The sequence below is a fragment of the Bradyrhizobium sp. SZCCT0148 genome (assembly GCF_018129985.1).
Classification (GTDB): domain Bacteria; phylum Pseudomonadota; class Alphaproteobacteria; order Rhizobiales; family Xanthobacteraceae; genus Bradyrhizobium; species Bradyrhizobium japonicum_H.
Window position 1 is genome coordinate 49479 of sequence record NZ_JAFCKT010000011.1, and the last position, 26661, is coordinate 76139.

At 65.2% G+C, this 26661-nt stretch carries 29 protein-coding genes and 2 pseudogenes; 18 read left to right on the top strand and 13 right to left on the bottom strand.

All coding sequences use genetic code 11. From position 1 onward, the window contains the following. The first annotated feature begins 86 nt into the window (after positions 1-86). From JQ580_RS26105 to JQ580_RS26135, 7 genes are all read left to right on the top strand, one after another. Positions 87-1034 (top strand): branched-chain amino acid ABC transporter permease, encoded by a 948-nt coding sequence (locus JQ580_RS26105; protein WP_212283061.1) that lies wholly within the window; start codon positions 87-89, stop codon positions 1032-1034. After that, on the top strand, positions 1031-2335 hold the full coding sequence (locus JQ580_RS26110; RefSeq protein ID WP_212283062.1) for a branched-chain amino acid ABC transporter permease: 1305 nt from the start codon (positions 1031-1033) through the stop codon (positions 2333-2335). Before JQ580_RS26105 ends, JQ580_RS26110 begins: the two co-directional genes overlap by 4 nt. After that, a complete protein-coding gene (locus tag JQ580_RS26115; RefSeq protein ID WP_212283063.1) occupies positions 2332-3102 on the top strand; it encodes an ABC transporter ATP-binding protein in 771 nt (256 codons plus the stop codon). The genes JQ580_RS26110 and JQ580_RS26115 overlap by 4 nt, the downstream gene beginning before the upstream one ends. Then, positions 3102-3797: an ABC transporter ATP-binding protein gene (locus tag JQ580_RS26120; RefSeq protein ID WP_212283064.1), complete on the top strand. Its 696-nt coding sequence runs from the start codon at positions 3102-3104 to the stop codon at positions 3795-3797. Before JQ580_RS26115 ends, JQ580_RS26120 begins: the two co-directional genes overlap by 1 nt. 215 nt (positions 3798-4012) lie before the next feature. Beyond that, on the top strand, positions 4013-5227 hold the full coding sequence (locus tag JQ580_RS26125; RefSeq protein ID WP_212283065.1) for an ABC transporter substrate-binding protein: 1215 nt from the start codon (positions 4013-4015) through the stop codon (positions 5225-5227). 83 nt (positions 5228-5310) lie between these two features. Continuing rightward, a complete protein-coding gene (locus tag JQ580_RS26130) occupies positions 5311-6507 on the top strand; it encodes a CaiB/BaiF CoA transferase family protein (RefSeq protein WP_212283066.1) in 1197 nt (398 codons plus the stop codon). A 301-nt stretch (positions 6508-6808) separates the two neighbouring features. After that, on the top strand, positions 6809-8368 hold the full coding sequence (locus JQ580_RS26135) for a L,D-transpeptidase (RefSeq protein ID WP_212283067.1): 1560 nt from the start codon (positions 6809-6811) through the stop codon (positions 8366-8368). Between the two features lie 22 nt (positions 8369-8390). Here the strand turns inward: JQ580_RS26135 and JQ580_RS26140 are convergent, their stop codons facing one another. Beyond that, positions 8391-9203: a class I SAM-dependent methyltransferase gene (locus JQ580_RS26140; RefSeq protein WP_212283068.1), complete on the bottom strand. Its 813-nt coding sequence runs from the start codon at positions 9201-9203 to the stop codon at positions 8391-8393. Positions 9204-9298: 95 nt separating this feature from the next. Next, positions 9299-9370 (bottom strand): annotated as a pseudogene (locus JQ580_RS34260) (VOC family protein); the annotation flags it as partial. 1 nt (position 9371) lies between these two features. On the opposite strand from JQ580_RS34260, the pseudogene JQ580_RS26145 reads away from it, so the two are divergent. The 6 genes and pseudogenes from JQ580_RS26145 to JQ580_RS26170 form a co-directional block, all read left to right on the top strand. After that, positions 9372-9539 (top strand): annotated as a pseudogene (locus tag JQ580_RS26145) (SDR family oxidoreductase); the annotation flags it as partial. A 58-nt stretch (positions 9540-9597) separates the two neighbouring features. Next, positions 9598-10182, top strand: a complete 585-nt coding sequence (locus JQ580_RS26150) for a HutD/Ves family protein (protein ID WP_212283069.1) — start codon at positions 9598-9600, stop codon at positions 10180-10182. A 76-nt stretch (positions 10183-10258) separates the two neighbouring features. Next, positions 10259-11476: an adenylate/guanylate cyclase domain-containing protein gene (locus tag JQ580_RS26155; RefSeq protein ID WP_249134439.1), complete on the top strand. Its 1218-nt coding sequence runs from the start codon at positions 10259-10261 to the stop codon at positions 11474-11476. Between the two features lie 540 nt (positions 11477-12016). Further along, positions 12017-12292 (top strand): hypothetical protein, encoded by a 276-nt coding sequence (locus JQ580_RS26160; RefSeq protein WP_212283070.1) that lies wholly within the window; start codon positions 12017-12019, stop codon positions 12290-12292. Between the two features lie 188 nt (positions 12293-12480). Further along, a complete protein-coding gene (locus tag JQ580_RS26165) occupies positions 12481-12738 on the top strand; it encodes a DUF3551 domain-containing protein (protein ID WP_212283071.1) in 258 nt (85 codons plus the stop codon). A gap of 62 nt (positions 12739-12800) precedes the next feature. Further along, positions 12801-13073, top strand: a complete 273-nt coding sequence (locus JQ580_RS26170) for a hypothetical protein (protein WP_212283072.1) — start codon at positions 12801-12803, stop codon at positions 13071-13073. A 14-nt stretch (positions 13074-13087) separates the two neighbouring features. Here the strand turns inward: JQ580_RS26170 and JQ580_RS26175 are convergent, their stop codons facing one another. Next, positions 13088-13591 (bottom strand): hypothetical protein, encoded by a 504-nt coding sequence (locus tag JQ580_RS26175; protein ID WP_212283073.1) that lies wholly within the window; start codon positions 13589-13591, stop codon positions 13088-13090. Positions 13592-13839: 248 nt separating this feature from the next. Here JQ580_RS26175 and JQ580_RS26180 point away from each other — a divergent pair, with 248 nt between their 5' ends. Both JQ580_RS26180 and JQ580_RS26185 read left to right on the top strand, forming a co-directional pair. Next, complete coding sequence (locus JQ580_RS26180) at positions 13840-14634, top strand: adenylate/guanylate cyclase domain-containing protein (protein WP_212283074.1); 795 nt, start codon at positions 13840-13842, stop codon at positions 14632-14634. Between the two features lie 238 nt (positions 14635-14872). Next, on the top strand, positions 14873-15085 hold the full coding sequence (locus JQ580_RS26185; RefSeq protein WP_212283075.1) for a hypothetical protein: 213 nt from the start codon (positions 14873-14875) through the stop codon (positions 15083-15085). Positions 15086-15127: 42 nt separating this feature from the next. Here JQ580_RS26185 and JQ580_RS26190 read toward each other — a convergent pair whose 3' ends face one another. The 5 genes from JQ580_RS26190 to JQ580_RS26210 form a co-directional block, all read right to left on the bottom strand. Continuing rightward, positions 15128-16624 (bottom strand): sugar ABC transporter ATP-binding protein, encoded by a 1497-nt coding sequence (locus JQ580_RS26190; RefSeq protein ID WP_212283076.1) that lies wholly within the window; start codon positions 16622-16624, stop codon positions 15128-15130. After that, positions 16621-17715 (bottom strand): hypothetical protein, encoded by a 1095-nt coding sequence (locus JQ580_RS26195; protein ID WP_212283077.1) that lies wholly within the window; start codon positions 17713-17715, stop codon positions 16621-16623. Before JQ580_RS26195 ends, JQ580_RS26190 begins: the two co-directional genes overlap by 4 nt. Further along, a complete protein-coding gene (locus JQ580_RS26200; protein WP_212283078.1) occupies positions 17712-19829 on the bottom strand; it encodes an ABC transporter permease in 2118 nt (705 codons plus the stop codon). Before JQ580_RS26200 ends, JQ580_RS26195 begins: the two co-directional genes overlap by 4 nt. 76 nt (positions 19830-19905) lie before the next feature. Continuing rightward, positions 19906-20922 (bottom strand): sugar ABC transporter substrate-binding protein, encoded by a 1017-nt coding sequence (locus JQ580_RS26205; protein WP_212283079.1) that lies wholly within the window; start codon positions 20920-20922, stop codon positions 19906-19908. Between the two features lie 39 nt (positions 20923-20961). Next, positions 20962-21933, bottom strand: coding sequence for an ABC transporter permease (locus JQ580_RS26210; RefSeq protein ID WP_212283080.1), 972 nt, complete (start codon positions 21931-21933; stop codon positions 20962-20964). A gap of 241 nt (positions 21934-22174) precedes the next feature. Here JQ580_RS26210 and JQ580_RS26215 point away from each other — a divergent pair, with 241 nt between their 5' ends. After that, entirely contained in the window at positions 22175-23137 is a 963-nt protein-coding gene (locus tag JQ580_RS26215; RefSeq protein WP_212283081.1) for a helix-turn-helix domain-containing protein, read from the top strand. A 127-nt stretch (positions 23138-23264) separates the two neighbouring features. On the opposite strand, the gene JQ580_RS26220 is transcribed toward JQ580_RS26215, so the two are convergent. The 3 genes from JQ580_RS26220 to JQ580_RS34135 form a co-directional block, all read right to left on the bottom strand. Next, the gene (locus JQ580_RS26220) at positions 23265-23456 is read right to left on the bottom strand and encodes a hypothetical protein (RefSeq protein WP_212283082.1); all 192 of its coding nucleotides are present in this window, start codon (positions 23454-23456) and stop codon (positions 23265-23267) included. Positions 23457-23692: 236 nt separating this feature from the next. Beyond that, positions 23693-24061 (bottom strand): rhodanese-like domain-containing protein, encoded by a 369-nt coding sequence (locus JQ580_RS26225; protein ID WP_212283083.1) that lies wholly within the window; start codon positions 24059-24061, stop codon positions 23693-23695. Between the two features lie 113 nt (positions 24062-24174). After that, positions 24175-24303 (bottom strand): hypothetical protein, encoded by a 129-nt coding sequence (locus JQ580_RS34135; protein WP_274542492.1) that lies wholly within the window; start codon positions 24301-24303, stop codon positions 24175-24177. 161 nt (positions 24304-24464) lie between these two features. Here JQ580_RS34135 and ku point away from each other — a divergent pair, with 161 nt between their 5' ends. Continuing rightward, complete coding sequence (gene ku / locus JQ580_RS26230; protein ID WP_212283084.1) at positions 24465-25415, top strand: non-homologous end joining protein Ku; 951 nt, start codon at positions 24465-24467, stop codon at positions 25413-25415. Next, on the top strand, positions 25412-25738 hold the full coding sequence (locus JQ580_RS26235) for a hypothetical protein (protein ID WP_212283085.1): 327 nt from the start codon (positions 25412-25414) through the stop codon (positions 25736-25738). The genes ku and JQ580_RS26235 overlap by 4 nt, the downstream gene beginning before the upstream one ends. Here the strand turns inward: JQ580_RS26235 and JQ580_RS26240 are convergent. Both JQ580_RS26240 and JQ580_RS26245 read right to left on the bottom strand, forming a co-directional pair. Beyond that, complete coding sequence (locus JQ580_RS26240) at positions 25735-26229, bottom strand: 2'-5' RNA ligase family protein (RefSeq protein ID WP_212283086.1); 495 nt, start codon at positions 26227-26229, stop codon at positions 25735-25737. The genes JQ580_RS26235 and JQ580_RS26240 overlap by 4 nt on opposite strands. Before the next feature lie 31 nt (positions 26230-26260). Continuing rightward, a complete protein-coding gene (locus JQ580_RS26245) occupies positions 26261-26530 on the bottom strand; it encodes a hypothetical protein (protein WP_212283087.1) in 270 nt (89 codons plus the stop codon). Positions 26531-26661: the final 131 nt, after the last annotated feature.

Genomic DNA, 26661 nt, shown 5'->3' on the forward strand with positions numbered 1-26661 from the left:
GGTCCTGGGAAGGCGGCGGGCGGAAGGCCTTTGATTGGACGACATTCACCCGGGGCCATCGGGCCCCGGCCAGAGACGAGTGCGCTGTGCTTGAACTCATTGTCATTTCGACCCTGAACGGCGTGCTGTTCGGCATGCTGCTCTTCCTGCTGTCGAGCGGGCTCACCGTCATCTTCAGCATGATGGGCGTGCTCAACTTCGCCCATGCCAGCTTCTACATGCTAGGCGCCTTCTTCGGCTTCCAGCTCACCAAATGGATCGGCTTCTGGCCGGCGCTGGTGCTGGCGCCGTTGCTGGTCGGCGCCATCGGCATGGCCGTGGAGCGCTACGGCCTGCGCAACACCCACAAGCACGGCCATGTCGCGGAACTGTTGCTGACATTCGGCCTCGCGTTTGCGATCGAGGAGATCGTGTCGATGATCTGGGGCAAGAGCCCGGTCGACTACCGCGTGCCCGCTCTGCTCGACTTCCCGGCTTTCACGATCTTCTCGACCAATTATCCCGCCTACAAGCTCTTCATGCTGGCCGTCTCGATCGTGATCTTCATTGCGTTGCTGATCGTGCTCAAGCGCACCCGCGTTGGCCTGATCGTGCAGGCGGCGCTGACGCATCCGCATATGGTCGGCCATCTCGGCCACAACGTCGGCCGCGTGTTCATGGCGGTGTTCGGCGTCGGCAGCGCGCTGGCCGGCCTCGCCGGTGTCATTGCCGGTCCCGCGCTGGTGACGCAATCCGATATGGCCGCGGCACTCGGCCCGATCCTGTTCGTGGTGATCGTGTTCGGCGGCCTCGGGTCGTTGCCGGGCGCGTTCATTGCCTCGCTGGTCATCGGCCTGGTGCAGACCTTTGCGGTGGCGCTCGACGGCTCGCTCGCGAGCGCCTTCGGCCCGCTCGATCCGTCGGCCGGTCCCTCCGTCCTCACCGACATCTGGAACGTCACCATCGCCCAGGTCGCGCCGATCGTGCCTTATCTGCTGCTGGTGATCATTCTGATCGTACGCCCCATGGGCCTGATGGGGACACGCGAGTCATGACCGCCAAGGTGACCCCGACCTCGACATCGGCATCGAATGCTCCAGGCAAGCCTGCCGGCGACGGCCTGCGCTTCTACGGCGTCTGGCTGCTTGGCATCGCCGCGCTGATCGTCCTGCCGATGCTGTTCTCCTCCGGCGGCTCGCTGACATCGTTCAGCCTGATCGGCATCGCCATCGTCTTTGCGCTGTCCTACAACATCCTGCTCGGCCAGACCGGCCTGCTGTCGTTCGGTCATGCCGTGCATTACGGTCTGGGCGGCTTCGCGGCCTGCCACATGATGAACGCGGTGGTCGCGCACAAATGGCCGATCCCGCTGCCGTTCATCCCGCTGTTCGGCGGGCTCGGCGGCCTCGTGTTCGCAATCATCATCGGCTGGGTGATGACCAAGCGCGCCGGCACCGTGTTCGCGATGATCTCGCTCGGCATCGGCGAGCTCGTGGCGTCGTCTTCGCTGATCCTGCGATCGGTGTTCGGCGGCGAATCCGGCGTCACCACGGACCGCACCGCGCTGCCGAAGATGTTCGGCTGGTCATTCGGTCCGCAGCTTCAGGTCTATTACCTCATCGCGTTCTGGCTGGTGCTGTCGGCAATCGCGATGTACGCGCTGACCCGGACGCCGCTGGGCCGGATCAGCAACGCCGTCCGCGACAATCCTGAACGCGTCCAGTTCATCGGCTATGATCCCCATGTCGTCCGCTATCTCGCCTTCTGCTTTGCCGGCTTCTTTGCCGGTGTCGCCGGTGGCTTGGCCGCAATCAATTTCGAGATCGCGAACTCCGCCTATCTCGGCGCGATCCAGTCGGGCCTCGTGCTGTTCTCGACCTTCATCGGCGGCACCGCCTATTTCTTCGGGCCGATCCTCGGCGCGATCCTGGTGACCTACCTGCAGCTCGGGCTGACCAGCGTCACCAGCGTCTGGCAGCTCTACTTCGGCATCATCTTCATCGGCATCGTGATGTTCTCGCCCGGCGGCATTGCCGGCCTTCTGATGATGCACCGGCCGCTGGTTCGCGCCGGCACGCTTCGGACCGTGATCCTGTCCTATCTCGTCGCGGTCGTTCCCACCGTGGCGCTCGCCTGCGGCGTCATCCTGGCCATCGAGACGGTCGCGCGCTTTTCCGGCGGTGAGACCATCAATCTGTTCGGCATCGGCTTCAAGCCGCAATCGCCAGTGACATGGATCGTCGCCTTGGTTCTCCTGGTCGGCGGCGGTTTTGTCGCACGGCTGAGCTGGGGGCGGATCGCGGAGGCGTGGGACAGGGCTGCGACCGTCGCCCGTGACCGGGGGTATCTGGCATGAGCGGAGCGGTATCAGGAAAAAGCGCAGCCATCGAAGTCCTTGCCGTCGAGAAGCGCTTCGGCAATGTCGGCATCATCCGTGACCTCAATTTGAGCGTCGCGCAAGGCGAGCGTCACGCGATCATCGGCCCGAACGGTGCCGGCAAGTCGACGACGTTCAATCTGATCAGCGGCCATATCAAGCCGACGTCGGGCGAGGTGAAGCTCAACGGCGAGGTGATCTCGGGCTTGCAGCCGTTCGAGATCAATCGGCGCGGCCTGTCGCGCTCGTTCCAGGTGACGAACGTGTTCGCGCGGATGTCGGTGTGGGAGAACGTGCGCTGCGCCGTGCTCTGGGCGACGGGGCATCGCTATGCCTTCTGGAAGAACGTCGACAGCCTGCCCGAAGTGCGCGAGCGCACCGCGAAGATCCTGGACGACATCCATCTCACCCATCGGCGCGACGTTCCGGCCGGTCTTCTGACCTATGCCGAGCAACGCGAGCTCGAGATCGGCATCACCATCGCGAGCGGCGCGACCGTCGTCATGCTGGACGAGCCGACCGCCGGCATGAGCAACGCCGAAACGGAGCGCGCCGTGGCGCTGATCCGCCGGCTGACCGAGGGCAAGACCCTCGTCATCGTCGAGCACGACATGAGCGTCGTCTTCGGCCTCGCCGATCGCATCTCGGTGCTGGTCTACGGCCATATCATCGCATCAGGCACGCCGGAAGAGATCCGGCGCGACCCGAAGGTCAAGGAAGCCTATCTCGGCGAGGAGGCACACTGATGCTCGAGGTCAGGGATCTCCACGCCTATTACGGCAAGAGCCACATCCTTCAGGGCGTCGATCTCGATGTGGCCGCCGGTGAAGTCGTGAGCCTGCTCGGCCGCAACGGAGTCGGCCGTTCGACGACGGTCAAAGCCATCATGGGCGAGGTGGCCCCGCAGGGCACGATCCGCTTCAAGGGCAAGGACATCGTCGGGCTGCCGAGCTACAAGATCGCGCGGCTCGGGCTCGGCTATGTGCCCGAACATCGCGACATCTTTCCGAGCCTCACGGTTCGGCAGAACCTCCTGCTCGGCGTCAAGGATACGCGCCGTCCCGGCAAGTGGCGGCTGCAGGACATGCTCGACATGTTCCCCAATCTCGCCGCGCGCGCCGACACGGCCGCGGGCGTGTTGTCCGGCGGCGAAAAGCAGATGTTGACGACGTGCCGGACGCTGATGGGGGATCCCGACCTCATCATGATCGACGAGCCGACCGAAGGCCTCGCGCCGCTGATCGTCCAGCAGGTCGGCGACCTCATCGCGCGGATCGCGCAGGCGGGCGTTGCCATTCTGCTGGTCGAGCAGAAGCTGTCGATCGCGTTGCGGATCTCCAAGCGTGTCTACATCATGGGCCACGGTCGCGTCGTGTTCGAGGGCACACCCGACGAGCTCAAGGCAAATGCCGCCGTGCGGCAGGAGTGGCTCGAGGTCTGATGCTCACGTCCCCGTGACGTGCGCGCGCCATGTGACCGCTGCGGGATGCGCATACGCATCTGAATTCTTCGCTACATCTCTCCCGCCATATTCAGGCTATCGTCCCGTTCGCCGGCATCGCGATCGATGCGGCCGATGATAACCAAGAACAGAAGTGGAGGACGTCGACGACGGCCTGTGGGCACGCGCGTCGATGCACTCTGCCAGGGAAGGAGATGCCGGGCATGCCGGGAACACAACTGATCCGTGGAGCTGTCGCTCTATTCGCAGTCCTGAGCGCCGCTTCGGCCGCGATGGCCGGAAACTACGACACCGGCGCGACCGATACGTCGATCAAGCTCGGCCAGACCATGCCGTATTCTGGGCCTGCTTCCGCCTATTCCGCGATCGGACGCGCCGAAATCGCCTACTTCAAGATGCTCAACGACAAGGGCGGCATCAACGGCCGCAAGGTCGAACTGCTCAGCATGGACGACGGCTACTCGCCCCCGAAGACGGTCGAGCAGGTCAGGCGGCTGGCCGAGAGCGACGAGGTGCTGGCGATGTTCTCGATGCTCGGCACCGGCCCGAACATCGCGGCCCAGAAATATCTCAACGCCAAAAAGATCCCGCAGCTGTTCCCGTCGAGCGGCGCCAGCCGCTGGAACGATCCGCAGCATTTCCCCTGGACCACCGGCTCGCAGCCGACCTACCGGACCGAAGGCCGCATCTACGCCAAGTGGATCCTGGCGAACAAGCCAAACGCGAAGATCGCGGTGATCACGCCCAACGAGGATCCCGGCCGCGACTATCTCGCCGGCTTCAAGGAGGGGCTCGGCGAGCACGTCAACCAGATCGTATCGGAAGCCGTCTACGAGACGACGGACCCGACCGTCGACTCCCAGATCGTCAAGTTCAAGGTCGCTGGCGCCGACGTCGTGTTCAACGAATGCACGCCGAAATTCGCGGCGCAGGCGATCAAGAAAATCGCGGAGCTCGGCTGGAAGCCGCAGATCATCCTTCCTGCCGTCTCGAATTCCGTCGGCTCCGTGCTGGTGCCGGCCGGACTCGACAATTCCCTCGGTATCGTCACCGGCGCCTTCCTGAAAGATCCCGGCGATCCGCGCTGGGAGAATGACGCCGGCATGAAAGCCTGGCGCGCGTGGATGAAGACCTACAATTCCGGAGCCGATCCCGCCGACATCTTCAACGTCACCGGCTACACCATGGCGCAGATCATGGAGCTGGTGCTGCAACGGGCCGGCAACGATCTGACGCGCGCGAACCTGATGAAGCAGACGCAGTCTTTCAAGGACGTCGAGCTGCCGATGCTGCTGCCCGGCATCAAGCTCAACACCTCCGCGGAACAGGTGACGCCGATCCGCCAATTGCAGATGGCGCGCTTCAACGGAAAGTCCTGGGAGCTGTTCGGCGACGTGATCGGCGAGTAGGATCAACGTCTCGCGACGGGCGGGCAGGGCGCCGGCCTTGCCCGCTCGAGAATTGACTGCATTGCTCCAGCCCGGGTGAAGAGATGACGACAGCGACCGGTCCCCTCAGCGGCATCCGCGTTCTCGATCTGACGAGCGTGCTGTTCGGTCCCTATGCCGCGCAAATGCTCGGCGATTGGGGCGCCGATGTCATCAAGGTCGAGCCGCCCGCGGGCGATACCTGGCGCTACACCGGCGTGTTCCGAAACCGCGGCATGAGCGGGCAGTTCATGGCGGTGAACCGCAACAAGCGCAGCCTTGCGCTCGACCTAAAGCATCCGGACGGCAAGGCGGCGCTGGCCAGGCTGATCCCGACGGTCGATGCGCTCGTCACCAATGTGCGCCCCGCGGCGATGGCGCGGCTTGGTTTCGGCTACGAGGCCTGCGCGAAGCTCAATCCGCGGCTGATCTATGCCGCAGCGACCGGCTTCGGCCAGGACGGCCCGTGGGCCGCGCGCCCTGCCTTCGACGAGATCATCCAGGCCGCCTCGGGCCTCGCATCGTCCATCGGATCGGACGAGGAGCCGGCCTTCGTCCCGAGCCTGATCGGCGACAAGATCTGTGCGATGGCGATGGTCGGCGCGGTCTCTGCGGCCTTGTTCCGGCGCGAGCGCACCGGGCAGGGCCAGATGGTCGAGGTGCCGATGCTGGAAACCATCGCCGGCTTCAACAGCATCGAGATGCTGGGCGGCCACGCCTTCGATCCGCCGATCGGCCCGACCGGCTACAAGCGGATGAAGAACCGGCGCCCGGTGAAAACCAAGGACGGCTGGCTGACCATGCTGCCCTATTCCGGAGACAATTGGTGCGCCTTCTTCGAGGCCGTCGGCCGACCTGAGTTGAGCGACGAGCTCGGTGTGCGCGATCCCGTGCTGCGCTCGCAAAACATCGACAAGATCTACGACCGCATGAGCGAGATCGGGCCGACCCGCACCACTGCGGAGTGGGAGGACTTGCTGCTGCGGCTCGACGTGCCGCACACGGCATTCGCCAAGCTCACCGAGATCGGCGAGCAGCCGCATCTCGCCGCCGTCGGCTTGTTTGCGGAGATCGATCATCCCACCGAAGGACGGATCAGGCAGGCGCGCCCCGCGACGAAATTCTCGGAGAGCCCGGCCGGAATCCATCGCATGGCGCCGCGCCTCGGCGAGCATTCGCGGGAGGTGTTGCGCGAGGCGGGCTTGAGCGATGCGGAAATCCAGGCTGCGGTCGACAGCAAGGCAGTCGGGGTCGCGCCGTAGGCCGTTCAGGAACCATCTCACAATTCTCTGTGATGACGGTCACATCGCGCGGCCGGAGTCTCGGGCCTGACACGCGGTTCATCCCACCGGCCGACACCGTGCCGCAGTGATTCGTGCCCAGCCCAGGCCAGCCGCGGCCCCGGGCCACCTTCCGCCTGCGCGACCCCTCGTATAAGAGAGATTTGCCGCTTCGAGGTCCCGATATTGCCGGATACGGAACGCAAGGTGGCTGCGATTTCTTAATCCAAAGATCGCAATCTGATCGATAAGAGCGCGGACTGGTACTGGACCGGGGTATGGCATGAAAGACCTGATGACGACGGCGCAATCCTCCACGGCGATGCGGCGTTGCCGGCCCTCCGGACGTGTCGCGCTCGCCGCAGTCGCCGTCCTGGCGGCGCTGACCGCCAGCGCCGAAGCAGCCAAGCAGGCGCGCCAGCCGGCCGAGGCGGTCGCGCCGCGGCAGGCCGGCGATCCGATCATGGCGATCGTGTCGATCAAGAGCCAGCAGGTCACCTTCTACGACGCCGATGGCTGGATCCTGCGCGCGCCGGTGTCGACCGGCACCACGGGACGCGAGACGCCGGCCGGCGTGTTCGCCATTGTCGAGAAGGACAAGGACCACCGCTCGACCATGTATGACGATGCCTGGATGCCGAACATGCAGCGCATCACCTGGAACGGCATTGCGCTGCATGGCGGACCGCTGCCCGGCTACGCCGCCTCCCACGGCTGCGTGCGCATGCCGTTCGGCTTTGCCGAGGGCCTGTTCGACAAGACGTATATCGGGATGCGAGTGATCATCTCGCCCCACGATACGGTCCCGACCGAATTCTCTCACCCCTCGCTGTTCGTTCCGAAGCCGGAGGCCATCGCAGCCGTGCCCGGCCGGGCCGACAAGTTGTCCGTCGAGGCCGAGGAGGCGACGAGGGCTGCCGACGAGGCCAAGAAGGCTGCCTCAGCCGCCGCGAAGGAAGCTTCGTCGCTGCCTGCCGCGCTGCGCAAGCTGGAACAGCAGAAGGCCCGCGCGGACGCCGAGCTCGCCTTCGCCGACAAGACGCTCGCGAATGCCAAGACTGATCAGGCCCGCGCCAAGGCCGAGGAATTGAAGCAGAAGGCGGCCAACAAGGCCGCCGACGCGGCGACGCAGCTCGACGCCGCCAAGGCCGCCGCGCAGCCGAAGCGCGATGCCGTGGCCGCGACAAAGGACGCCGCCAAGACCGCTGCGACCAGGAAGGCCGAGGCCGTCAAGGCAGCGACCGACGCAAAGCTCGCGGGTGAGCCTGTCTCGGTCTACATCAGCCGCTCGACGCAGAAGCTCTATGTGCGGCGAAACACGCACAAGCCGGCGCCTGACGGCGGCGGCGAAGTGTTCGACACCAGCATCGAAGTCCCCGTCACGATCCGCAATCCCGAGCAGCCGCTCGGTACGCATATCTTCACGGCGATGGCGAAGTCCGGGACGGGGCTGCGCTGGAGCGTGGTCACGATCGAAAACGGCGACGAGGCCCGCAATGCGCTCGACCGCATCACGATCCCGCAGGACGTCTGGGATCGCATCGGGCCGACCGCGTTGCCGCGCTCCTCGATCATCATCTCGGACGAGCCGCTGAGCGCCGAGACCAATTACCGGACCGAGTTCGTGGCGGTGCTGAGCGACCAGCCGCAAGGCGGCTTCATCACGCGCAAGCCGACCGCACCTGCCATGATCGCCAGCGATGACGGCTGGGACAATGGCGGCAACGGCTTCGGCTTCTTCTACCAGCGTGACCCCTACGTTCAGCCCGCCAATCCGCGCCGGCAGCGCGGCCAGTACCAGTATTACCAGTCGACGCAGCCGATGCAGCGAAGCTGGTGGTAACAGGCCGCCCGCGGCGGCGTCTCTACGCCTGCGCTTCGATCACGATCGCCTGGATCTTGCCGTCGACCGCTCCGGATCCGTGCAGGGTGCGGAGCGTCTCGGCAACGAGGTCGGTCGCAGCCTGAAGCTTGGCGGCATCTCGCGCCTCGATCTCGCTGCGCAGCGGCGTCCCCTGGCAGAGGGCGAGCGCGACATATTCGGGCGAGGGCGCGCGGCTCGTTTCGGATCGCGTCTCGATCGAGATGTCGCGGAAGCCTGCGCGTTCGAGATCACTCTTGATGAGGCTCCTGTCGTAATAGCCGTGCGGCGTGCGGACCATGAATCGCGGCGGATCGTCGGGAAACAGTTTGCCGAGCGCGACGGTCGCCTCGTGCGTGACCACATTGTCCTCGATACGGTCCCAGACGTTGAACACGAAGGTGCCGTCCGGCTTCAGGACGCGCTTGACCTCGCCATACGCCTTGACGCGGTCCGGAAAGAACATCGCGCCGAACTGGCAGCAGACCACGTCGAACTCGGCGTCGCCGAAAGGCAGCGCCATGGCGTCCGCCTGTCGCCAGGTGATGCGGTCGTCTTTGGCCTGGCGCTGGGCGGCAACGGCGAGCATGGGCTCGTTGAGGTCGGTCGCGACATAACGAACGCCGCGCGGCAGTGCTGCGGCCACGGCGCGCGTCACGGCGCCGGTGCCCGCGGCGATCTCCAGCAGCACGGCAGGAGTGCGGGCGGCGACGCGCTTCGCGATGTCCTCCGCATAGACGGAGAAGATCATCGGCACGAGATACTCGTCGTAGATTTTCGGAATGGAGCCGGCGAAAACCTTGTCAGTGTCGGGCATGATGGCCTCGCTGCAGGTTCGGACACGGGGAGCATGTTACCATGGTTTCCCGCCCGAGCCAGCAACGGCGCAACCTGCCCGCGCCCGTCTTACGATTTGCCCCCGCCGATCTGCCCCTCATGGCCGATTACATAGCGAAGCCCGAGCGCCTTGTCGTAGAGCGCCTGCCGCGAAGCCGGCGCCGGTCGCCCCAACCGCGGCAAGGGCCACGTCCCGTTCGGCCGTCAGGCCACGGCCTGGGAGATCGCCTATGCCGTGCTGTTCTTACTGTCGGACGAAAGCGTCTACGTCACCGCGCAGACGCTGGCCGTGGATAGCGGCCTGGGCGGGATGTGAAGTCTGATCGGGCTACGGAGGCTTCGCACGGCCGCGTGTGAATGCTATCCAAGTGGCCATGAAAACCACGCTGCTGAAGACTGAGAACTACACCCGCTCGCCCTGGAAGAACGGCGGCGGCGTTTTTACTGATATCGCGGGCGCCTGGCGCGCCGGTGTGGCGGCAAAGGATTGGGACAGCCTGCTGTGGCGCTTTGCCTCGACGCCGATCGTGGCGCCCGGGCCGTTCTCGCACATGCCGGGCATCGACCGCCTGCAGATGGTCGTCGGCGGGCGCGGGCTGGTGCTGAGGTCGCCGACGCAGGAATTCGACGAGCGTGAACCTTTCACGACGGTGCGCTTCACCGGCGAGATGGAGATCGTGACCGCGCTCGAGGCGGGTCCGGTCGAGGTCGTGAACTTGATGGCCCGGCGCGGTGCGGCAGAGATCGCGCTTGTGGCGCTGAAGGAGCCCGGCGAGCGGCAGCTTCCCGCCGGCACGCATCTGGTCTACGCGGCGGTCGGCGTCTGCCGCGTCCGTCTCGGAAGCGAGGATTTTGCGATTTCGCACAAAAACACGCTGAAGGTCGAACTCGCCGAGGCATCGACCCTCACTCTCGTTTCGGGCCTTGTCGTGCTGGGATCGATCCGACTGGTCGGCTAGAACGCCCGGCGGCTGCGCACAATCCGGGCAATCGGCCAGGTTGACGATTTGGGGGCGGAACACGATATCTGCTGCTATGCAGACCGTCGAAGCCCAGGACATCAACGTGCCGACAAGCATCAATCCCACCACCATGTCCGACGGTGTCGTCGACTGGCTGACCAACGGCACGCGCGACGAGCGCTTTATCGACAACATTTTTGCCGAGATGTGCATTCGTTTGCAGCAGGTCGGCATTCCGCTGAAGCGGTCGACGTTTCACGTCCTGATCCATCACCCTCAGTGGCTGGGGGCCCGCTTCATGTGGTCCGATGGCATGCGGGAGGCGGAAACCGCGCTGGTCGATTTCGACGTGCGCGAGCGCTCCGAATACATCGGCAGTCCCGCCAACGAAATTCAGAACGGTGCAACCGAACTCCGTGAGAATCTCGAACGCGACGTCGCACTCGGCCGCAAGCACGCGCTCTATGACGAGATGCGGGCGAAGGGCCTGACCGACTATGTCGCCTGGCCGCTCTACCACACGCTCGGCAAGCGTCATCTCATCACTTTCGCGACCGACCGCCCCGGCGGTTTCGACGATTCGCATATCGCTGCGCTGAAGCGCGTGCTGCCGGTGTTGGCGCTGGTCAGCGAGATCCGCATCAAGAACCGCCTCGCGCGAACGCTGCTGGAGACGTATGTCGGTTCGCATGCCAGCGAGCTGATCCTGGCCGGCGCCACGCGGCGCGGTACCGGCACCACGGTGCGCGCCGCCATCATGATCTGCGACCTGCGCGATTTCACGAGGATCTCCGACAACTGGCCGCGCGACGACGTCATCGATCTGCTCAACGATTATTTCGACGCGATGTCCGAGCCGATCGCGAAGCACGGCGGCGAGATCCTCAAATTCATCGGCGACGGCTTGCTCGCGATCTTCCCGCTTGATCAGCCCGACGCCTGCGCCAATCTGCTTCGTGCCGTGACCGAGGCGCGTCAGGCCATGACCGCGCTGAACGCGCGCAACAATGGCACGGGGCGCGCCCCGCTGAATTACGGCATCGGCGTCCACGTCGGCGATGTCATGTACGGCAATATCGGATCATCCAGCCGGCTCGACTTCACCGTGATCGGTCCGGCCGTCAACATGGCCTCCCGCCTCGAAGCGCTTACCAAGCAATTGGGACGCACCGTGCTGCTGTCGCGCGCGTTCGCCGAACTTGTCGAACCGCAATTCGAGCTGGAGCATGTCGGTGAACACGAGGTGCGCGGCTTCAGCGATCCGATCGAGCTGTTTGCCTATCACGGGTGAGGCGGATCGCGATCTCAGTCACGCCTAGGTGAACGCAGCGAAGAACCGGATGGCGAAGAACGCCCCCGCGGCGACGGCGGCGGTGGCGCCGATCGCGAAGACGATCCGCAGACTTTCATCCATCGTGCTGGTTCCTTGAAGCGACTCCGGACTCCGCAGGGGTGGGCTGGAGCCGGAGCCGCCAAAGTGCCGGCGTTATGGGGACCCCGGCGCGGACCAATGTGCGGCCGATGCTCCGGTTCCTATTCGCGAAGACGGCGGCCCCATCGTGGGCGCGACGAATTTCGTCCGGTGGGACCGCCGGTCGGCTTCGCGCGTGAGGAGGTTCGCGTGCCGACATAAGAGATACGTTGGACGCACATCCGGATTTCCGACTGGCCACCTTAAATTCCTGTCATGTGGTCGGCCACGGTGAGATACGGCTCGAAGGGCCGAAAGTTTCAAACCGCGCCCGAGAATGTTTCGCGTGCTGCGTGATCGCATTAGGAACGAGGCCACTTCGCGCGACGTTGGCCCGCACACACGAACCAGGAGTTTTCCATGAAGAAGATGATCATCGCGTCCGCCGCTCTCGCTCTGATGTGCGGCTCTGCTTTCGCCCAGAACACCGGTCCCGCTCCGCAGTCCGACAACATGCAGAAGCCGGGCATGCACAACACCGAGAAGGGTTCGATGCACAAGGGCACGACCGGCATGAACACCGGTACAAACGGCATGGCCAAGGGCGGCATGCAGCCCGACGCGTCCGGCCAGGGCGGTTCCGGTCCGGGCAGCGACCAGGGCGGCACCAAGGTGGCCCCCGGCAATATGAAGTAAGTCGGTCGTTACAATGCAAATCGAGGGCTCCGCAGATTGCGGGGCCTTTTTTGCCTGCAGTTTGCGTGCCTCGCACAGACGGCGAACATGTCCGCGATTTAACCGCCGGGCTTGAGTTCTTTTGCTGATCGGAAACGTATCTCTGCATGGGTGTCGCAGAATGCGGCACCATGATCCGGAGTCATCGCATGCATCGTCATTTGTCCATCGCGGCCCTTGCCGCCGTTGCCGCACTCACGATCGGCGGAGCCTACTCTGCCGCGTCCGCAAGAGAGCTCGTGCAAGACAGCTACTGCCTGCAGGGACGCCAGTCCGGCTACCCCGGCAATTGTCAGTTCTCCAGCTATCGACAGTGCATGGCGACTGCGAGCGGCACCAACCAGGGCTGCGGCATCAATCCGATGAGAGCCTACGCACCGCAACGCCAGACGCAACGCGTCCGGTAAAACAGTCAAAGCGAACAGGGGCGCCGGCAACGGCGCCTTTGTTCGAGGTGCCAGGGGCGATCATGTCTCGGATCCTGCAATGGTTCTTTCGAAACCGAAAAACCGGCGAGATCACCATCGCCCAGGCGCCCAATCTCGTGCTCTGGGTCGTCATCGTGGCCGGCGTCCTTCGCTGGATCTGGCCTTGGCCAGGCACCTCCGCCACGGTCCTGGACATCGTTTTCAGAGGCGGGCTCGTGGTCTGGGCACTCGACGAGATCTTTCGCGGCGTGAATCCATGGCGTCGCTGTCTCGGCGGAGCCGTCCTGATCTATGAGCTCGCGATCCTTCTGTGATCGCAGGCGTCCTCTCACTGTTTCGATCCGGTCCAGCTTCCGACGCATCCGTCGGACCGCCTGAACGTGCCGGACCCGCTGCGGCCCGAAAACCGGCCGGACATTGTCCAGCTCAAACCTCCCGCAGCTCCCGTTCCCGACACGCCGCCATTCGGACTGACGCGCCCGGTGCCGTATTGCCCCACCATCGTGCCGCTGGTGATGACCACCGTGTCGGTGGAGCCGGCGCAGGTTTGGCCGACGCTGGTCAAGACCCAGGCTCCGTCATAACTGCCGCCTCCGCCGCTCCGTTGCGGCGCGCGACCCGGCGCTTCCTCGGCGGGCGCGCTGCGCCGTGCGGGCTTTGCGGGCTCGGCGGCACGAGGCGTCTGGCGCGATCCGGACAGCGACTTTTCGTCATTGCCGATGCTGCCACCGGCGCTGCCCGACTGCGCATGCGCCATATCAGGCACGGCGGCAAGTGCAAGCCCGGCTGACAACAGGGCGCCTCCAAGAGCACGTCGAATCTGGTTTTTCATCTTGCATGGGTCTCAAATGGATTGGCTTCGAATGCGTCGGTTTCAAATGAGCAGCCCGGACAATCGATCCCACCGGGATTGGGCCGCGCCAGCAGCGTAGCAAGATTTGCCGGTCGGGCCGCAGTCGTCAAGCGCAGCCTGATCCGCTGCCGGGACTGCTCCGCGGCCGATCGTATTGCCAACGCGCGCATGTGCCACTACGCTTTACCACAAGTAGCTTAAACGGTCCCGCGATCGGCCGCACGTTCATGCCCAAATTCCTGCGCATCGGAGTCCTTCAGTCCAACGTATCCGGCTATACGTCGAAGGCGTGGTGCGTTCGGCGGATTGGTTCAGCGGTGTTCCTGAAGTGGGGCGCCGTGGAGGTGCAGGGCGCCGGCGATGGGCGAAGAGTCTACTGGACGCGACTGCCGCAGCAGAAGACAGTTCGCTGCCGCACGCCGCAGCGCGCGCAGGACTATGCCAAAGCCGCCATCGCCCGGCGCCGCAGCCATCGCTACGAACCGCTGGCCGGACCGATCACGCTGCGGCGTCGATCCGCCGAGCAGAGCGCCGAGCTCAAGCAGGCGCTCGCCACCATCCTGATCGTCGATATCGTCCGCTCCACCGAACAGGCGGCGAAGCTCGGCGACGCGCGTTGGACCAAGGTCATGGGCCACTATTATGCGGCTGTGCGGAAGGAGCTGAAGAACACGCGCGGCAAGGAAGTGGTGACGACCGGCGACGGCGTGCTGGCGACATTCAAGGCGCCGGCTTCCGGCGTGCGCTGCGCGACTGCGATCCAGAAGGCCGTGCGGACGCTCGGGCTCGAGATCAGGGTGGGCCTTCATGCCGGCGAATACAGTGTGAGCGGGGGCGAGATGGTCGGTCTCGCGTTTCACATCGGCACGCGCGTCGCCGCCAAGGCGCGCGCCGGCGAGGTCCTGGTCTCGAGCGCGGTCAAGGAACTGATGGCGCAGTCGGAGATCCGCTTCAGGGATCACGGCGTGCATCAGCTCAGGGGCGTGCCGGAGCGCTGGCGGCTATTTCGGGTTGAGGATTGAAGGGATCGCCGCCTATCCGCTCGGAGGTCGCGGTCGGTCGCCGTTGCGAAGCGGTGCCCGGAGTGCCTAGGAGTCCGGGCTCCGCTTCGTTCGGCACCGGGGGCGGGAACGCGCCCGATGTCACGCAAAGCATAGGCGCGGGCAGATCGCCCGCATTGACCCATCTCAAACACAGGGAAGGCCCCTAAGGAATCATCCGCAATTTCGCCGGCCGCGGTTCAGGCGCATGAATACGAACATGCAGCGCCAGATTCTCTTCACCTGCCCGCACACCGGCATGAACGTCCAGCATCGGATCGATGACGAGGGGCCCGAGAATTTCGAGCCCGCGGACAGCTACCTGTCCGTGAGGTGCCCGGCCTGCATGTCGCTGCACTTCGTCAACAGCACGACCCGCAAGCTGCTCGGTGAGCGGAGCGCGCAGCCCGTCTCCATGCCGCGTTCCGCCTGATTGATTCGTCGATTGCGCGGCGATGTGGCGGGCGTGTAGCCGTCAGTGGATCGCCGCGTACATGATGGCTTCCTCCGTCGCCTCCAGCGCGGAAAACTCCTCGACCACCTTGCCCTGCCTGCACACCAGGATTCGGTCTGAGAGCGCCATGATCTCGGGCAAATAGGAGGAGATCACCACCACCGCCTTGCCCTTGTCGGCCAGCGAATTGATCAACTCGTGAATCTCGACGATGGCTCCGACGTCCACACCCCGCGTCGGCTCGTCGAAGATGATCAGCTCCGGATCCTGGATTAGCGATTTGGCGATGACGACCTTCTGCTGGTTGCCGCCGGACAATTCGACGACCTTGGCCTCGTCGCCGATGGCGCGCACCTTGAGCCGCTCGATCCAGGACTTCCCGGCCGCGGTGCTTTCACGTCGTGACAGCCAGGTGCGTCCTTTGGGAAACTTGGCGAGCAGGCCGAGATAGATATTGCGCGCAATGGATGCGGTCTCGAAAAATCCTTCGACCTTGCGGTCTTCGGTGACGTAGGCGATGCCGGCCTGCACCGCCGGCGCCGGCACGCGGTAGCGGACCGGCTTATCGCCGAGGATCACCTCGCCGCCGTGGAAGAAGTCGCGCTTCATGACGCCTGCGACGATCTTGAAGGTCTCGGTGCGCCCGGCGCCGACGAGACCGAAGACGCCGGTGATCTGGCCTGCAAACACCGACAGCGAATTGTTCTTCACCATCGGCGCCATCTTCAGGTTCTGCACCGTCAGCACCCGCTTGCCCGAGGGCCGCACCTGCGTCTTGCGCGCGCCGTAGAGCGTGTTCGAAAGGTCCCGCCCCACCATCGCCTGGACGATGCGCGCCCGGTCGAAGCGGGAAGCGTCGTCGGTCACGACGTGCTTGCCGTCACGCAGCACCGTGATGCGGTCCGCGAGCAATAACGCCTCTTCGAGCGCGTGCGAGATGAAGATGATGGAGACCCCGCGCTTCTTCAGGTCCTTGACCAGGTCGAAGAAGTATTTCTTCTCCTCCGGCGTCAGCGTGGCCGTCGGCTCGTCGAAGATGATCACCTTGGCCTTGTGCAGGACGGCGCGGGCGATCTCGACCATCTGCTTCTTGGCGGCGCCGAGGCCGCCGACCGTCGCGGTGGGCGTTACGTCGAAGTTGAGCGATTGCAGGAATTGCTGGGCCGCGATGTAGATGCCGCGCAGGCGGTTGTAGAACTTCTCCTGGCCGAGAAACAGGTTCTGCGCCACCGTCATCGTCGGCACCAGGCTGTTCTCCTGGAACACCATGGCAATGCCGAGATTGCGCGCCTCCAGCGGGGTCTTCAGGGTGACGTCGGCCCCGTCGACCGTCATGGCGCCGGAGGTCAGCGTCACGACGCCGGCCATCACCTTGGTCAGCGTGGATTTCCCCGCGCCGTTTTCGCCGACCAGGGCGTGGATTTCGCCGCGCCGCAGGTCGAAATCGACGCCTTCGATGGCAGGCACGCCGGCGTAGAGCTTGGTCGCCTTCGATAGCGACAGGACGAGGTCGTTCATGCGCGGGCCTCCTCGCCGAGGGTTGCCAGCGGCAGCCTGATGACGCGGCCGGCGCCCTTTGCGATCATGACGAGGTGGTCGCCGACTTCGACGGCGGCGACGATGCCGTGGTTGACGCCATCGGCCCGGCTGTGGAGCGAATAGCGGGGCAAGCCGTCGGCTCCGAGCCGGATGACGAGGCCGTATGACCGCGGCGGCGCCCAAGGCTTCATCACGCCCATGGTCTTGATGTGGGCGCCCTGCAGCGGCTCCTTGAAGGAATTGCCGGAGCGCAGGCGCGGCGCGACCCAGAATTCCGGGTCGATCTCCGCGATCATGCGGCGGCGATAGGCCGGCTCGCGCAGCACGAATTCGACCAGCTGCGTGCGTGCGGTGAAGGCGGTGAGCCAGAAGCCGCCGCCGCGCGCCGGCGAAAGCCGCGACGGATAGACGGGGAGGTGGCGGAGCAGGTCCTTGCGGCGTCCGTCCGGCGCGATCGAAACCAGGCGATGCCGCCAGCTCTCGCTGACGAGCACGGCGTCGTTGTTCGCGATGGCACCGAACGCGTAGCCCAGTCCGCCGGCAAGCTGCGTGATCGCGCCGGACTTAGGATCGAGCCGCAGCACCCGGCCGGTCCTGCCGAGCTCCATCAGATCGCTCGCCCAGTCGCCGACATCGTGCAACGACGATCCATCGGTTGCGATCAACGTCCCGTCGCTGGCGGGAGCCAGCGCATTGACAGCGTGCAGCCCTTGCATGAAGGCGGCGCTGGCCGTCTCGGTCGCGGCGTTGTCGTAAAGCCGGACCTCGGTGCCGCCGAGCGCGACGGCGAGACCACCACCCGGCAAGGACGCCAGTGCGGAGATCGGCCGCTCGAAGGTTCGAACCGTCGTTGTCGAGTCTCCGGTCAAGCGTCTCAGCCGGGGGCCGTCGGCAATGAGCAGCGAATTGCCGTCCGCAGCGAGATCCTCCGGCGCGTCGCATGCGAGCAGGATCTCCGCCTGCTCGAGCGCCTGGTTTGGCTTCAGCGCTCCGTCGAATGACGGGACGGTGATGGCTGCCTCGCCCCGGCCGAGGAAACGGTTGGCGAATTCACTGATCGCGGCGATCACGACGGCTTCCCCCAGCGCTTGTCGTACTGCACGAAGTCGGGATCGGCATTGTCGAGCTTGAAGCGGCCGATCCGGTTGTTGGCGATGCCGCCGAGATAGAGATAGCCGCGATGCTCGCGCATCGATGTGATCATGGGATGGTTGAGCCCCTTGAGGTCCCAGAACGATTCCAGGATCTTACCCTGCTCGTTGAACTTGACCACGCAGCCGGTGTTGATGTTCGGGAACAGCCATTCGTCGACCGGCACGCGCTTGGCCATGCGCTTCCGGAAGCCCGGCATCTTCCAGGCGAGATCCAGCGACGGGCTGCGCATGCCGACCAGCGCCAGCCAGTAATTGCCGTCCGAGGCGAGGTTGATGTTGTCGGGGTAGCCCGGCAGATTGTCCATGACGATCTCGACGTCACCCTTCTTCGGGCCGGCGAACCAGTAGCGCTTGATCGAGCAGCCGAACGTCTCCGCAAACAGGATCGATTGCCCGTCGCTGGCGACCGCGACGCCGTTCGGGAATTTGAGGCCGCGCAGCGCGGTATGGGTGGTGCCGGTCTTGGTGTCGTAGCAGATGATGCGGCCGTTGCCGCGCGCCTCCAGTCCGTCCACCGGCCACTCGTCCATCTCGTAGCGCACCGTGGCCTCGGAAAAGAAGATGAGGCCGTCGTCGGTGATGTCCAGATCGTCGGCGAGCCGCAGGCGGCTGTCGTCGTTCACGGAATACAGGCTGCGGTTGGTCTCGTCGGTGGCTTTCTCGACGGTGCCGTCGGGCGTGATGCGATAGAGGCCCATGCCGCCGATGCAGACGTAGAGATTGTCCTGCTTGTCGAACGCCATGCCGAGCGGCTGGCCGCCGATATGGGCGAACACCTCCATCCGCTCGTAATCCGGCGGGAAGAATCGGATGATGTCGCCGTGACGGGATCCGGCATAGAGCACGTCGTTGCGATCGAGGATGACGTCCTCGGGTGCCTCGATCCGGCCGAGCCCGATCAGCGTGACGTCGCGCAGCTTGTCGTTCTGCTCGAACGGACCGCCGCTGCCGATTTCGGTTGGCGGCGGAGGCGGCAACGCGTGGTAGGTCGGGGCGACATAGACCTTGCTGATGATGCGGGTGCGGTTCTTCTGCCAGCGGATGTCGACCATTGCCGCCGCCAGCAGGATCGTCGCCAGCGCCATGCGGTTGACGCCGCCGCGCGCGTTCATGGCGGTCAGCCCGTTGGTTACGAGGAGGACAATGAGCACGCCGACCATGGACTTGACCACCGAGCCCTTGCCGCCGCCGAGCGTAATGCCGCCGAGCACGGTGGCCGTCAGCACGATCACCTCCAGGCCGACGCCGATATCGCCGCCGACCGTGCCGAGCCTTGCCGCGAAGAACAGCGCGCCTATGCTGGTCAGCACGCCGCTCGCGACGTAGCAGAGCGCGATGGTGCGGCGAACCGGAATGCCGGAATTATAGGCCGAGCGTCGCGAGCCGCCGATCGCGGTGATGTGCCAGCCCGGCCGCAGCCGCGTCAGGAAGACGTGACCGAAGATCGCGATGACGATGTAGACCAGCGCGACGCTGGGGATGCCGAACACGCTGCCGCCGCCGATGAAGTCCCAGGACGGAATGTCCGGGAAGGCCGACGCGATGGCGTTGGAATAGCGCTGGATCAGGAGCTCATAGGCCGAGCGGTAGATGATCAGCGTGATCAGCGTGGTGATGAAGGCGCGCAGCCTGAGATATCCGATCAGCACGCCGTTCACAGCGCCGAGCAGCCCGCCGACGATCATGGTGGCCACCACCACGGCGGGGACCGGCCAGTTCAGCACGTCGAGCAGATAGAGCGCGCAGAAATCCGTCAGGGCGAAGATCGACCCCACCGAGAGATCGATGCCGCCGACGATGACGACCAGCGCCATGCCGAGACCGATGAAGCCGATCTCGCCGGCCTGCCGCGCGGTGTCGGCGAGGCTCGCCGGCGAGAGGAAATGCTCGAGCGAGCGGCTGAGTGCGAAGCCGATGATCAGCAGCAGGATCACCGGGATGGCGGTTTCGGTCCATCGTTTGGACAGGATCTCGCCGAGGAGATGGTCCGGCCAGTAGCGGTATCGGAGCCGCGTCGGTGTCTCGCGCATCGGCCTTCCCAGGAATTTTCATCAGATAAAGTGGCGCGCGCCCCGGGGAAGCCCGGGACGCGCAGTCATGCGACAATCACTTCTTGAGATCGGAGAGATTCCAGCAGGTCATCTGGTTGTCGGCATTCTCCTTGGTGATCGGAATCAGCGTGGTGTATTCCGAGCCCTTGACCGAGCCCGCCTTGACGCCCGACGACAGCAGCCATTTGATGGTGCCGGCCATCTGGGCGGCCTGCGTCGGCACGTCGTAGCTCATGTCGAGATCGAACGAGCCGTTCTTGACGAGCTCGCAGGCGCCCTTGCGCTCGCCGCCGCCGGAGGTCGCGAGGAACACCTTGCCGGTCAGCCCGGCTTCCTTGATCGCGGCGGCGGTGCCGATGTCCATGCCGTCCCAGAAGCCGACGATGCCGCAGAGATCCGGGTTCTGCTTCAGCACCGTCTGGGTGATCGCCTTGGCCTTGGCGGCATCCCAATCGGCGGCCTGGCTGGAGACGACCTTGATTTCAGGATGCTTGGCGAGGACGTTCTCGACGCCCTTGAGCGTGTAGGCGCTGGCTGCCGCCGACAGCGCGCCCTGGATGATGGCGATCTTGTTCGACTTGCCCTGGCAGGCCTTCACCACGCCCTCGGTCTGCCGCTCGCCGATCTCGATCCAGTTGGCGCCGACGAAGGCCGAGCTGCGATAGGCCGAGCCCATGTTGATCTGGATGACGTAGATGCCTTCGTTCTCGGCGCGCTGCAGTAGCTTGGCGTAGGTCTGCACGTCGGGATTGTGGATCACCATCACCGCCGGCTTCTCCGAGATCAGCGAGGTGACGGCTTGCGCGCCGGCATTGGTATTCCAGTTGGGATCGCGGATCACGAACTTGACGCCGTACGGCTCGAGCTCCTTCTTGAGCCCGGCGTACCAGCCTTCCGTCAGGTCGAAGTTCATCGCGACCGGCACGTAGGCGACGGTCTTGCCGGCCAGCGCTTCCCGGAACGGCTTCTGGAACGGTTCGTCGAGGCCCTGCTGGGCGAGGGCCGGAGCCGCGACGGCTGAAAGCGCCAGTGCGGCGATGCTTCCAAGCGCGAACTTATGAACGCTGGCCATTGTCTTCCTCCTTGTTGGATATGCGTTTCTTCAGGCAGATCAGATGTCGCCCTGTTGGGCCGTTTCTTCATTTCGTGGATTGAGCAGGGTGTCGGTGATGACGGCGATCAGGAGCACGAGGCCCTTGATAAGATTCTGGCCGGCATAGGGGATGTTGAGGATCGTCATTCCGTTCAGCATCGTGCCGATCAGCAGCGTGCCGATGATGACGTTGACGACCCCGCCGCGCCCGCCCGACAGGCCGATGCCGCCGAGCACGACGACGAGGATGACGTCGTAGATCAGCGTCGAGTTGAAGATGCGCGTCGGCATGGAGTTGACGGACGCCGCCAGCACGAGGCCGGCAAAGCAGCCGATCAGCGCGGCGAGGACGTATTGCAGCACGATGATCGGCCGCGACGGGATGCCGGTGACGCGCGCCGCGAAAGGGTTGTCGCCGATCGCATAGATGTAGGCGCCCCAGCGCGTCTGGCGCAGCAGCACGAAGACCACGACGCAGGCGATCGCGAACATCACGATCGAGGTGGGAATGCCGAGGATGCTGCCCTGGCCGAGCCGCTCGAAGCCGGCCATGCCGTCGCTCCATTGCACGACGTCGAGCTGGAAGAGGGCGGCCTGGCCGAGACCGGCGACGAACAGGCCGGTCGCCAGCGTCGCGAACAGTGGCGGCACTTCAGCGTAGGCGATCAGCCAGCCGTTGACGAGGCCGACCGCGATGGCCAGCAGGCCGGCGGCGAGCAGCGAGGCCGGCAGCGAATGGCCGTTCTGCACCATCTGCAGCACGAGGCCGCCGGGGACCGCGAGTGCCGCGATCAGCGACAAATCGATGCCGCGGCCGATCACGACGATCGCCATGGCCAGGCCCAGGATGCCGAGCACCGCCACGTTCTGCAGCAATGTCAGCATGTTGTCGGCGGAGAGAAAGCCGTTGAGGAAAACCGAGAAGGTCAGGAAGAGTGCCGCGAAGACCGCGAACACGATCTCCTGCTGGCTGACCCGAACGCGCTTCATCGTCGCCTTCCCCGGGCTCGGCATCGCGCGTGCGGGATCGCCGTCTCGGCGCGCGCTTGCCTCCCCCCGTCCCAAGTTTTGTTTTGCGCTTGATAGGCGAGAGCGCCCATCCTGACTTGCGTCAACGCGCAAACCTTTTGCGCAGGCGCGCAAAGAGTCTTGCGTGAAGCTGACAGCAACCTAAAATCGGTCGGCAATTTTTGTGCGCCGCACAGATATGTCCCGACGTGACGGGCCGCCGATGGATCTCGTGTTTACGACCGAGGAGCTGGACCCCGCCAAGCGCTTTGCCGCCTGGCAGGATGCGATCTGCGACCACTACGTTCATGTCGACGTGAACGCGGTGAAGCCGGCCGACTATCAGGGCTTTATCCGCGAGGCGCAATTTGGCCCGGTCACGATGAGCGACGTCTTCCTGTCGGAGCAGCGGATCTCGCGGCGCGAGCGACACATCGCAAAGCTCGACAAGGATTGTTACTACGTCCAGTTTCTGCAGCAGGGCAACATGGACGTGCTTCAGGCCGGCCAGACGCTGGTGACCAGCCCGGGCATCGGCGCGATCTTTTCGGCCTCCGACGCTTACGATCTGGAGTGCTCGAACCAATTCCGCTCGTTGTATCTGGAGATTCCGCGCAAGGAGTTTTCGTCGCGCTTCGCCGAAGGCAAGATGCCGTCCGCGGCAACGATCGCGACGGGGCGGGGGCTCGGGCGCATCGCCGCCGAATTCTGCACGCTGCTCGCCGCGGAAGCATCACACCTGGAGGAGGCGGCGCGAGGCCGGCTCGGTCACGAGTTGATGGACGTGCTGGCGCTCGCGCTGGACATGGGCGACAAGGACGAATTCTCGGAAGACGCCACCGCCCGCAACGCGCGCCTGCGCTCCGTCAAGGCCTGGATTGAGGAGCACCTGACCGATCCGGATCTGTCGCTGGAGAAGATCGCCCGGAGCAACGGCGTCTCGCTCCGGCACCTGCATTATCTGTTTCGCTCGACCGAGATGTCGGTGTCGGAATGGATTCTGAACCGCCGCCTGCAGCGCTGCTACGACGCGCTGATGCGCCCCGAGCTGCGCGCGCTGTCGGTGACCGAGATCGCCTATCGGCTGGGCTTCAGCAGCTCATCGCATTTCAGCACGGTGTTTCGCAGGAAGTTCGGCCACAGCCCGTCCGAGCTGAGGCGGCGGCAGACGACGTCGATCGAGTAGGGCGGGGGCGCGCGTCGGCGGCTCCGCATTCGTTTGCGATCTGTCCCGGTGCGCCGGTAATTGTCTTACAAGCGAGGCTGGACGATCAGCGACGCGCCACGGCAGCTTGCCCCGCTCGCATCTCGGGTCACGCCGACCAGCGGTCCTGCTCCTCCCGGTGAGCTTGCTCGTTCAACCGGTCGGCCAGCTCGTCCGCGATCTCTTCCGACTCCGCGGAGGCCACCGGCTCGCCCTTGTGGGTCCGGAGCTTGGTCTTGTCGGCTTCGATCGGGAAGTCGTCAGGTGTCAGTCCGGTATCCTTGGCGGTGGGCTTGGTCATGGCGCGCCTCGCTGTGGTCCTCGCACCAGGGAACAACTCGCATCACGGCAGATCGTTGCCTCCAAAAGTTGCCTCCAAGAGCTGCCTCCAAGATAAGTCCCGGTCGAAGCCGCCAGGCCGGTATGCGAATGCCCCCCGCGGGAAGGAAAGGACCTCACCCAGGGGGGCCCGCCGCCTGCCGGCGTCCCGACAGGATGCGCCACAGGCGCGAGCGGCTGCGCGGCGGCCGGGCCGGGCTATTTCTCGACCGCCCCGGTCCAGTCCTTGAAGCCGCCGAGATTGTAGACCTTCTCGTAGCCCAGATCCTTCAGCAGCTTGCCGGCCAGCGCCGACCGGCCGCCGGACGCGCAGTAGAGAATGACGGTCTTGCTCCGGTCGAACGCCTTGTCGTGGGAGGGCAATTCCGGATCCGCGCGAAACTCCAGCATCCCCCGCGAGACGTGCACGGCGCCCGCGATCTTGCCGCTGGCCGCGACCTCGGGCGCATCGCGCACGTCGACGACGAGCGTGTCGCCGTTCTTGATCATCTGGGCCGCCTCGTCCGACGTGATCTTGGGGACCGCCGCGTTGGCGGCTTCGATCATTTGCTTGACGCTGGTGGGCATGGGTTCTCTCCGTGACTGCTTCCGGCGCAGGATAGCATGTCGGCGGTGCCTGGCCTCCTCCTATCGGAGGATCGCCGCATGGGGGGCAAAGGGGCCGCCGGCAGACCAACGCCTCATCGCTCGCCCGTGCCCTTGCAGCGCTGGCACTTCACCACCTTGTCGCCCTTCTTGAGCAGGCCCTTGCCTTCGCAGTTCTTGCATTTCTGCTTCTTCTTGATGTTCGGGCCTTTTTCATTGGTCATGGAGGTCTCCTGCCGCCAGACGGCGGCCGTGCGGGGGCTCGGCGGAGCGATGCGACATGAAGTCCTACACTTGCGCTGCTGTTTTCTCCACAAGCCATGTCGGAACCCCGGGCCTCCGTCCGTCTTGAATCCGTGCCGCCTCGAACCGGAGTTCTGCGTAAATGGCCCCCCGCGCCAATTGGAAAGGCTTCCTGAGACTGTCCCTCGTCACCTGTCCGGTGGCGCTCTTTCCGGCCACATCCGAGAGCGAGAAGATCTCGTTCAACCAGCTCAACCGGCAGACCGGCCACCGCATCAAATACGTGAAGGTCGATGCGGACACCGGCGACGAGGTGCCGAACGAGGACATCGTCAAGGGCTACGAGCTCGAGAAGGGCCAGTACATCGAGGTCTCCAAGGAAGAGCTCGAGGAGATCGCGCTGGAGTCCACGCGCACCATCGAGATCGACGAGTTCGTCGCAAGGTCCGACATCGACCCGCGTTACCTGATCCGCCCCTATTACATCCGGCCCGACGGCAAGGTCGGCCACGACGCCTTCGCCGTGATCCGCGAGACCATCCGCGAGATGGACAAGGTTGCGATCGGGCGCGTGGTGCTGACCAACCGCGAGCACATCATCGCGCTGGAGCCGATGGACAAGGGCCTCGTCGGCACCCTGTTGCGTTACCCCTACGAGGTGCGCAGCGAGCAGGACTATTTCGACGAGATCCAGGACGTCAAGGTCACCAAGGACATGCTCGATCTCGCCCGGCACATCGTCAACCAGAAGGCCGGACGCTTCACGCCCGAGAAGTTCGAGGACCATTACGAGACCGCGCTGATCGAGCTGATCAACGAGAAACGCGCCGGCAAGGTCATCCGGCCAAAGGACCGGCCGAAGGGCGAGAACGTGGTCGACCTCATGGAGGCGCTGCGCCGGAGCGTCGGCAAGGCAGCTGGGAAGTCAGCCGGGACGGAGGCCGCGCCCGCGAAGCCGGACAAGCCGGCCAGGAAGCCGAAGAAGGCCGCGGCCGGCCAGAAGGAGATGCTGATGCCGATCGCCGGCAAGAAGGCGGCCAAGGAGACGTCCGCGAAGAAGCAGGCCTCGGGGGCGCGGCGCAAATCGGCATGAAACATCCGGTGACGCCGGACGGGCGATACTTCGTCGTCCGCGGACGCCTGTGGCGGATGGCCAATCCGCATCTGGGCGAGCGGGAGACGTCGGAGCTGGTCAAGCGCCTGATGACGGCGCGGCGAGCCGTCCGCGACGCCAAGGCGGCGGCCGATGCCGGGTCCGAAGCGGCGGCCCATCGCGCTGTCGACGACGCGAAGCGCGCCCTCGGCGAGCGCGGCCCGGTCTGGTGGCCGGACGGCGCTCCCGATCTCAACCGGCACATGGCGAAGAACACGCCCTACGCCGCATGGTATGCCGAGGTGCAGCGGCGCAGAGCCTAGCCGTCGAATGGAAGCCGGCGGTCCAGTCTCCACGGACCGTTCAGGTACTCCCAGACCAGCAGCCCGCCAACGGCACCCGCGCGCGGCACGAACCCGGCGCGAAGCTCGTCGTAAAGACCGCGTGCTGCTGCGGCCGTAACCTTGTTCTGGATGGTGACATGCGGCCGCCAGCCCTGGCTGTCCTGCCGGGACAACTCGCCGCCCATGGCGGCCTGCAGCGCCGTCCGCAATCGCGCGAGTTCAGGGCAGGCGATCTCGATGGCGACACCGAAGCCGAGCAGGCGAACGCCGTCGCACAGCATGGGTAGTGGCGCATCGGGCAAGGCGAGATCGCCCAGCCTGTCGGTCTGCGCCGGCGAGAGGCGATGAAACAGCGTGAGATGCGCCGGCAGCAAGTTGCGCGCCGGCGGGAAATGCGCGCGGCGCAGCCCGTCCAGCCAATCGAAGCTGGCAGGGTCCAACTCCGCTGTCAGGATGAACGTTTTGTCCATGTGGACACCGGATACAGCGATCGATACCGCGTCAGCAATCTTCGTCCCGGCACTCCGGGCAGGTATCTCCCACCGAGTCTAGGACGTCGCGCAGTTCCGCGATTGCGTCGTCCGGCGCGACGCCGGGCGGCGGCGCCTCGCGGGCAAGGTCAATGGCGTGTGCGAGCGCATGCGGATCGGCCCGGTCCTTGGCCCAGCCGTGCTCCTCGCATTCGTGGATCGCGCCGGCCTCCTGCAGCACGTTGAGCGCCCATCCACGCAGCGTGCGGATCGCCGGCCGCCTGTCCTTCGTCATCAGCATCGAGATCGCTCCTTGCTGGGACGAATCCGCCCCGCCCCGGCTTGTTCCCGGCGCTTAGCACGGGTCAGGGATTCCCAAACGGCAGGGCCGGGCTTGTCCACGTGTTCCCTGGGGCTGTGGAGAATGCGAAG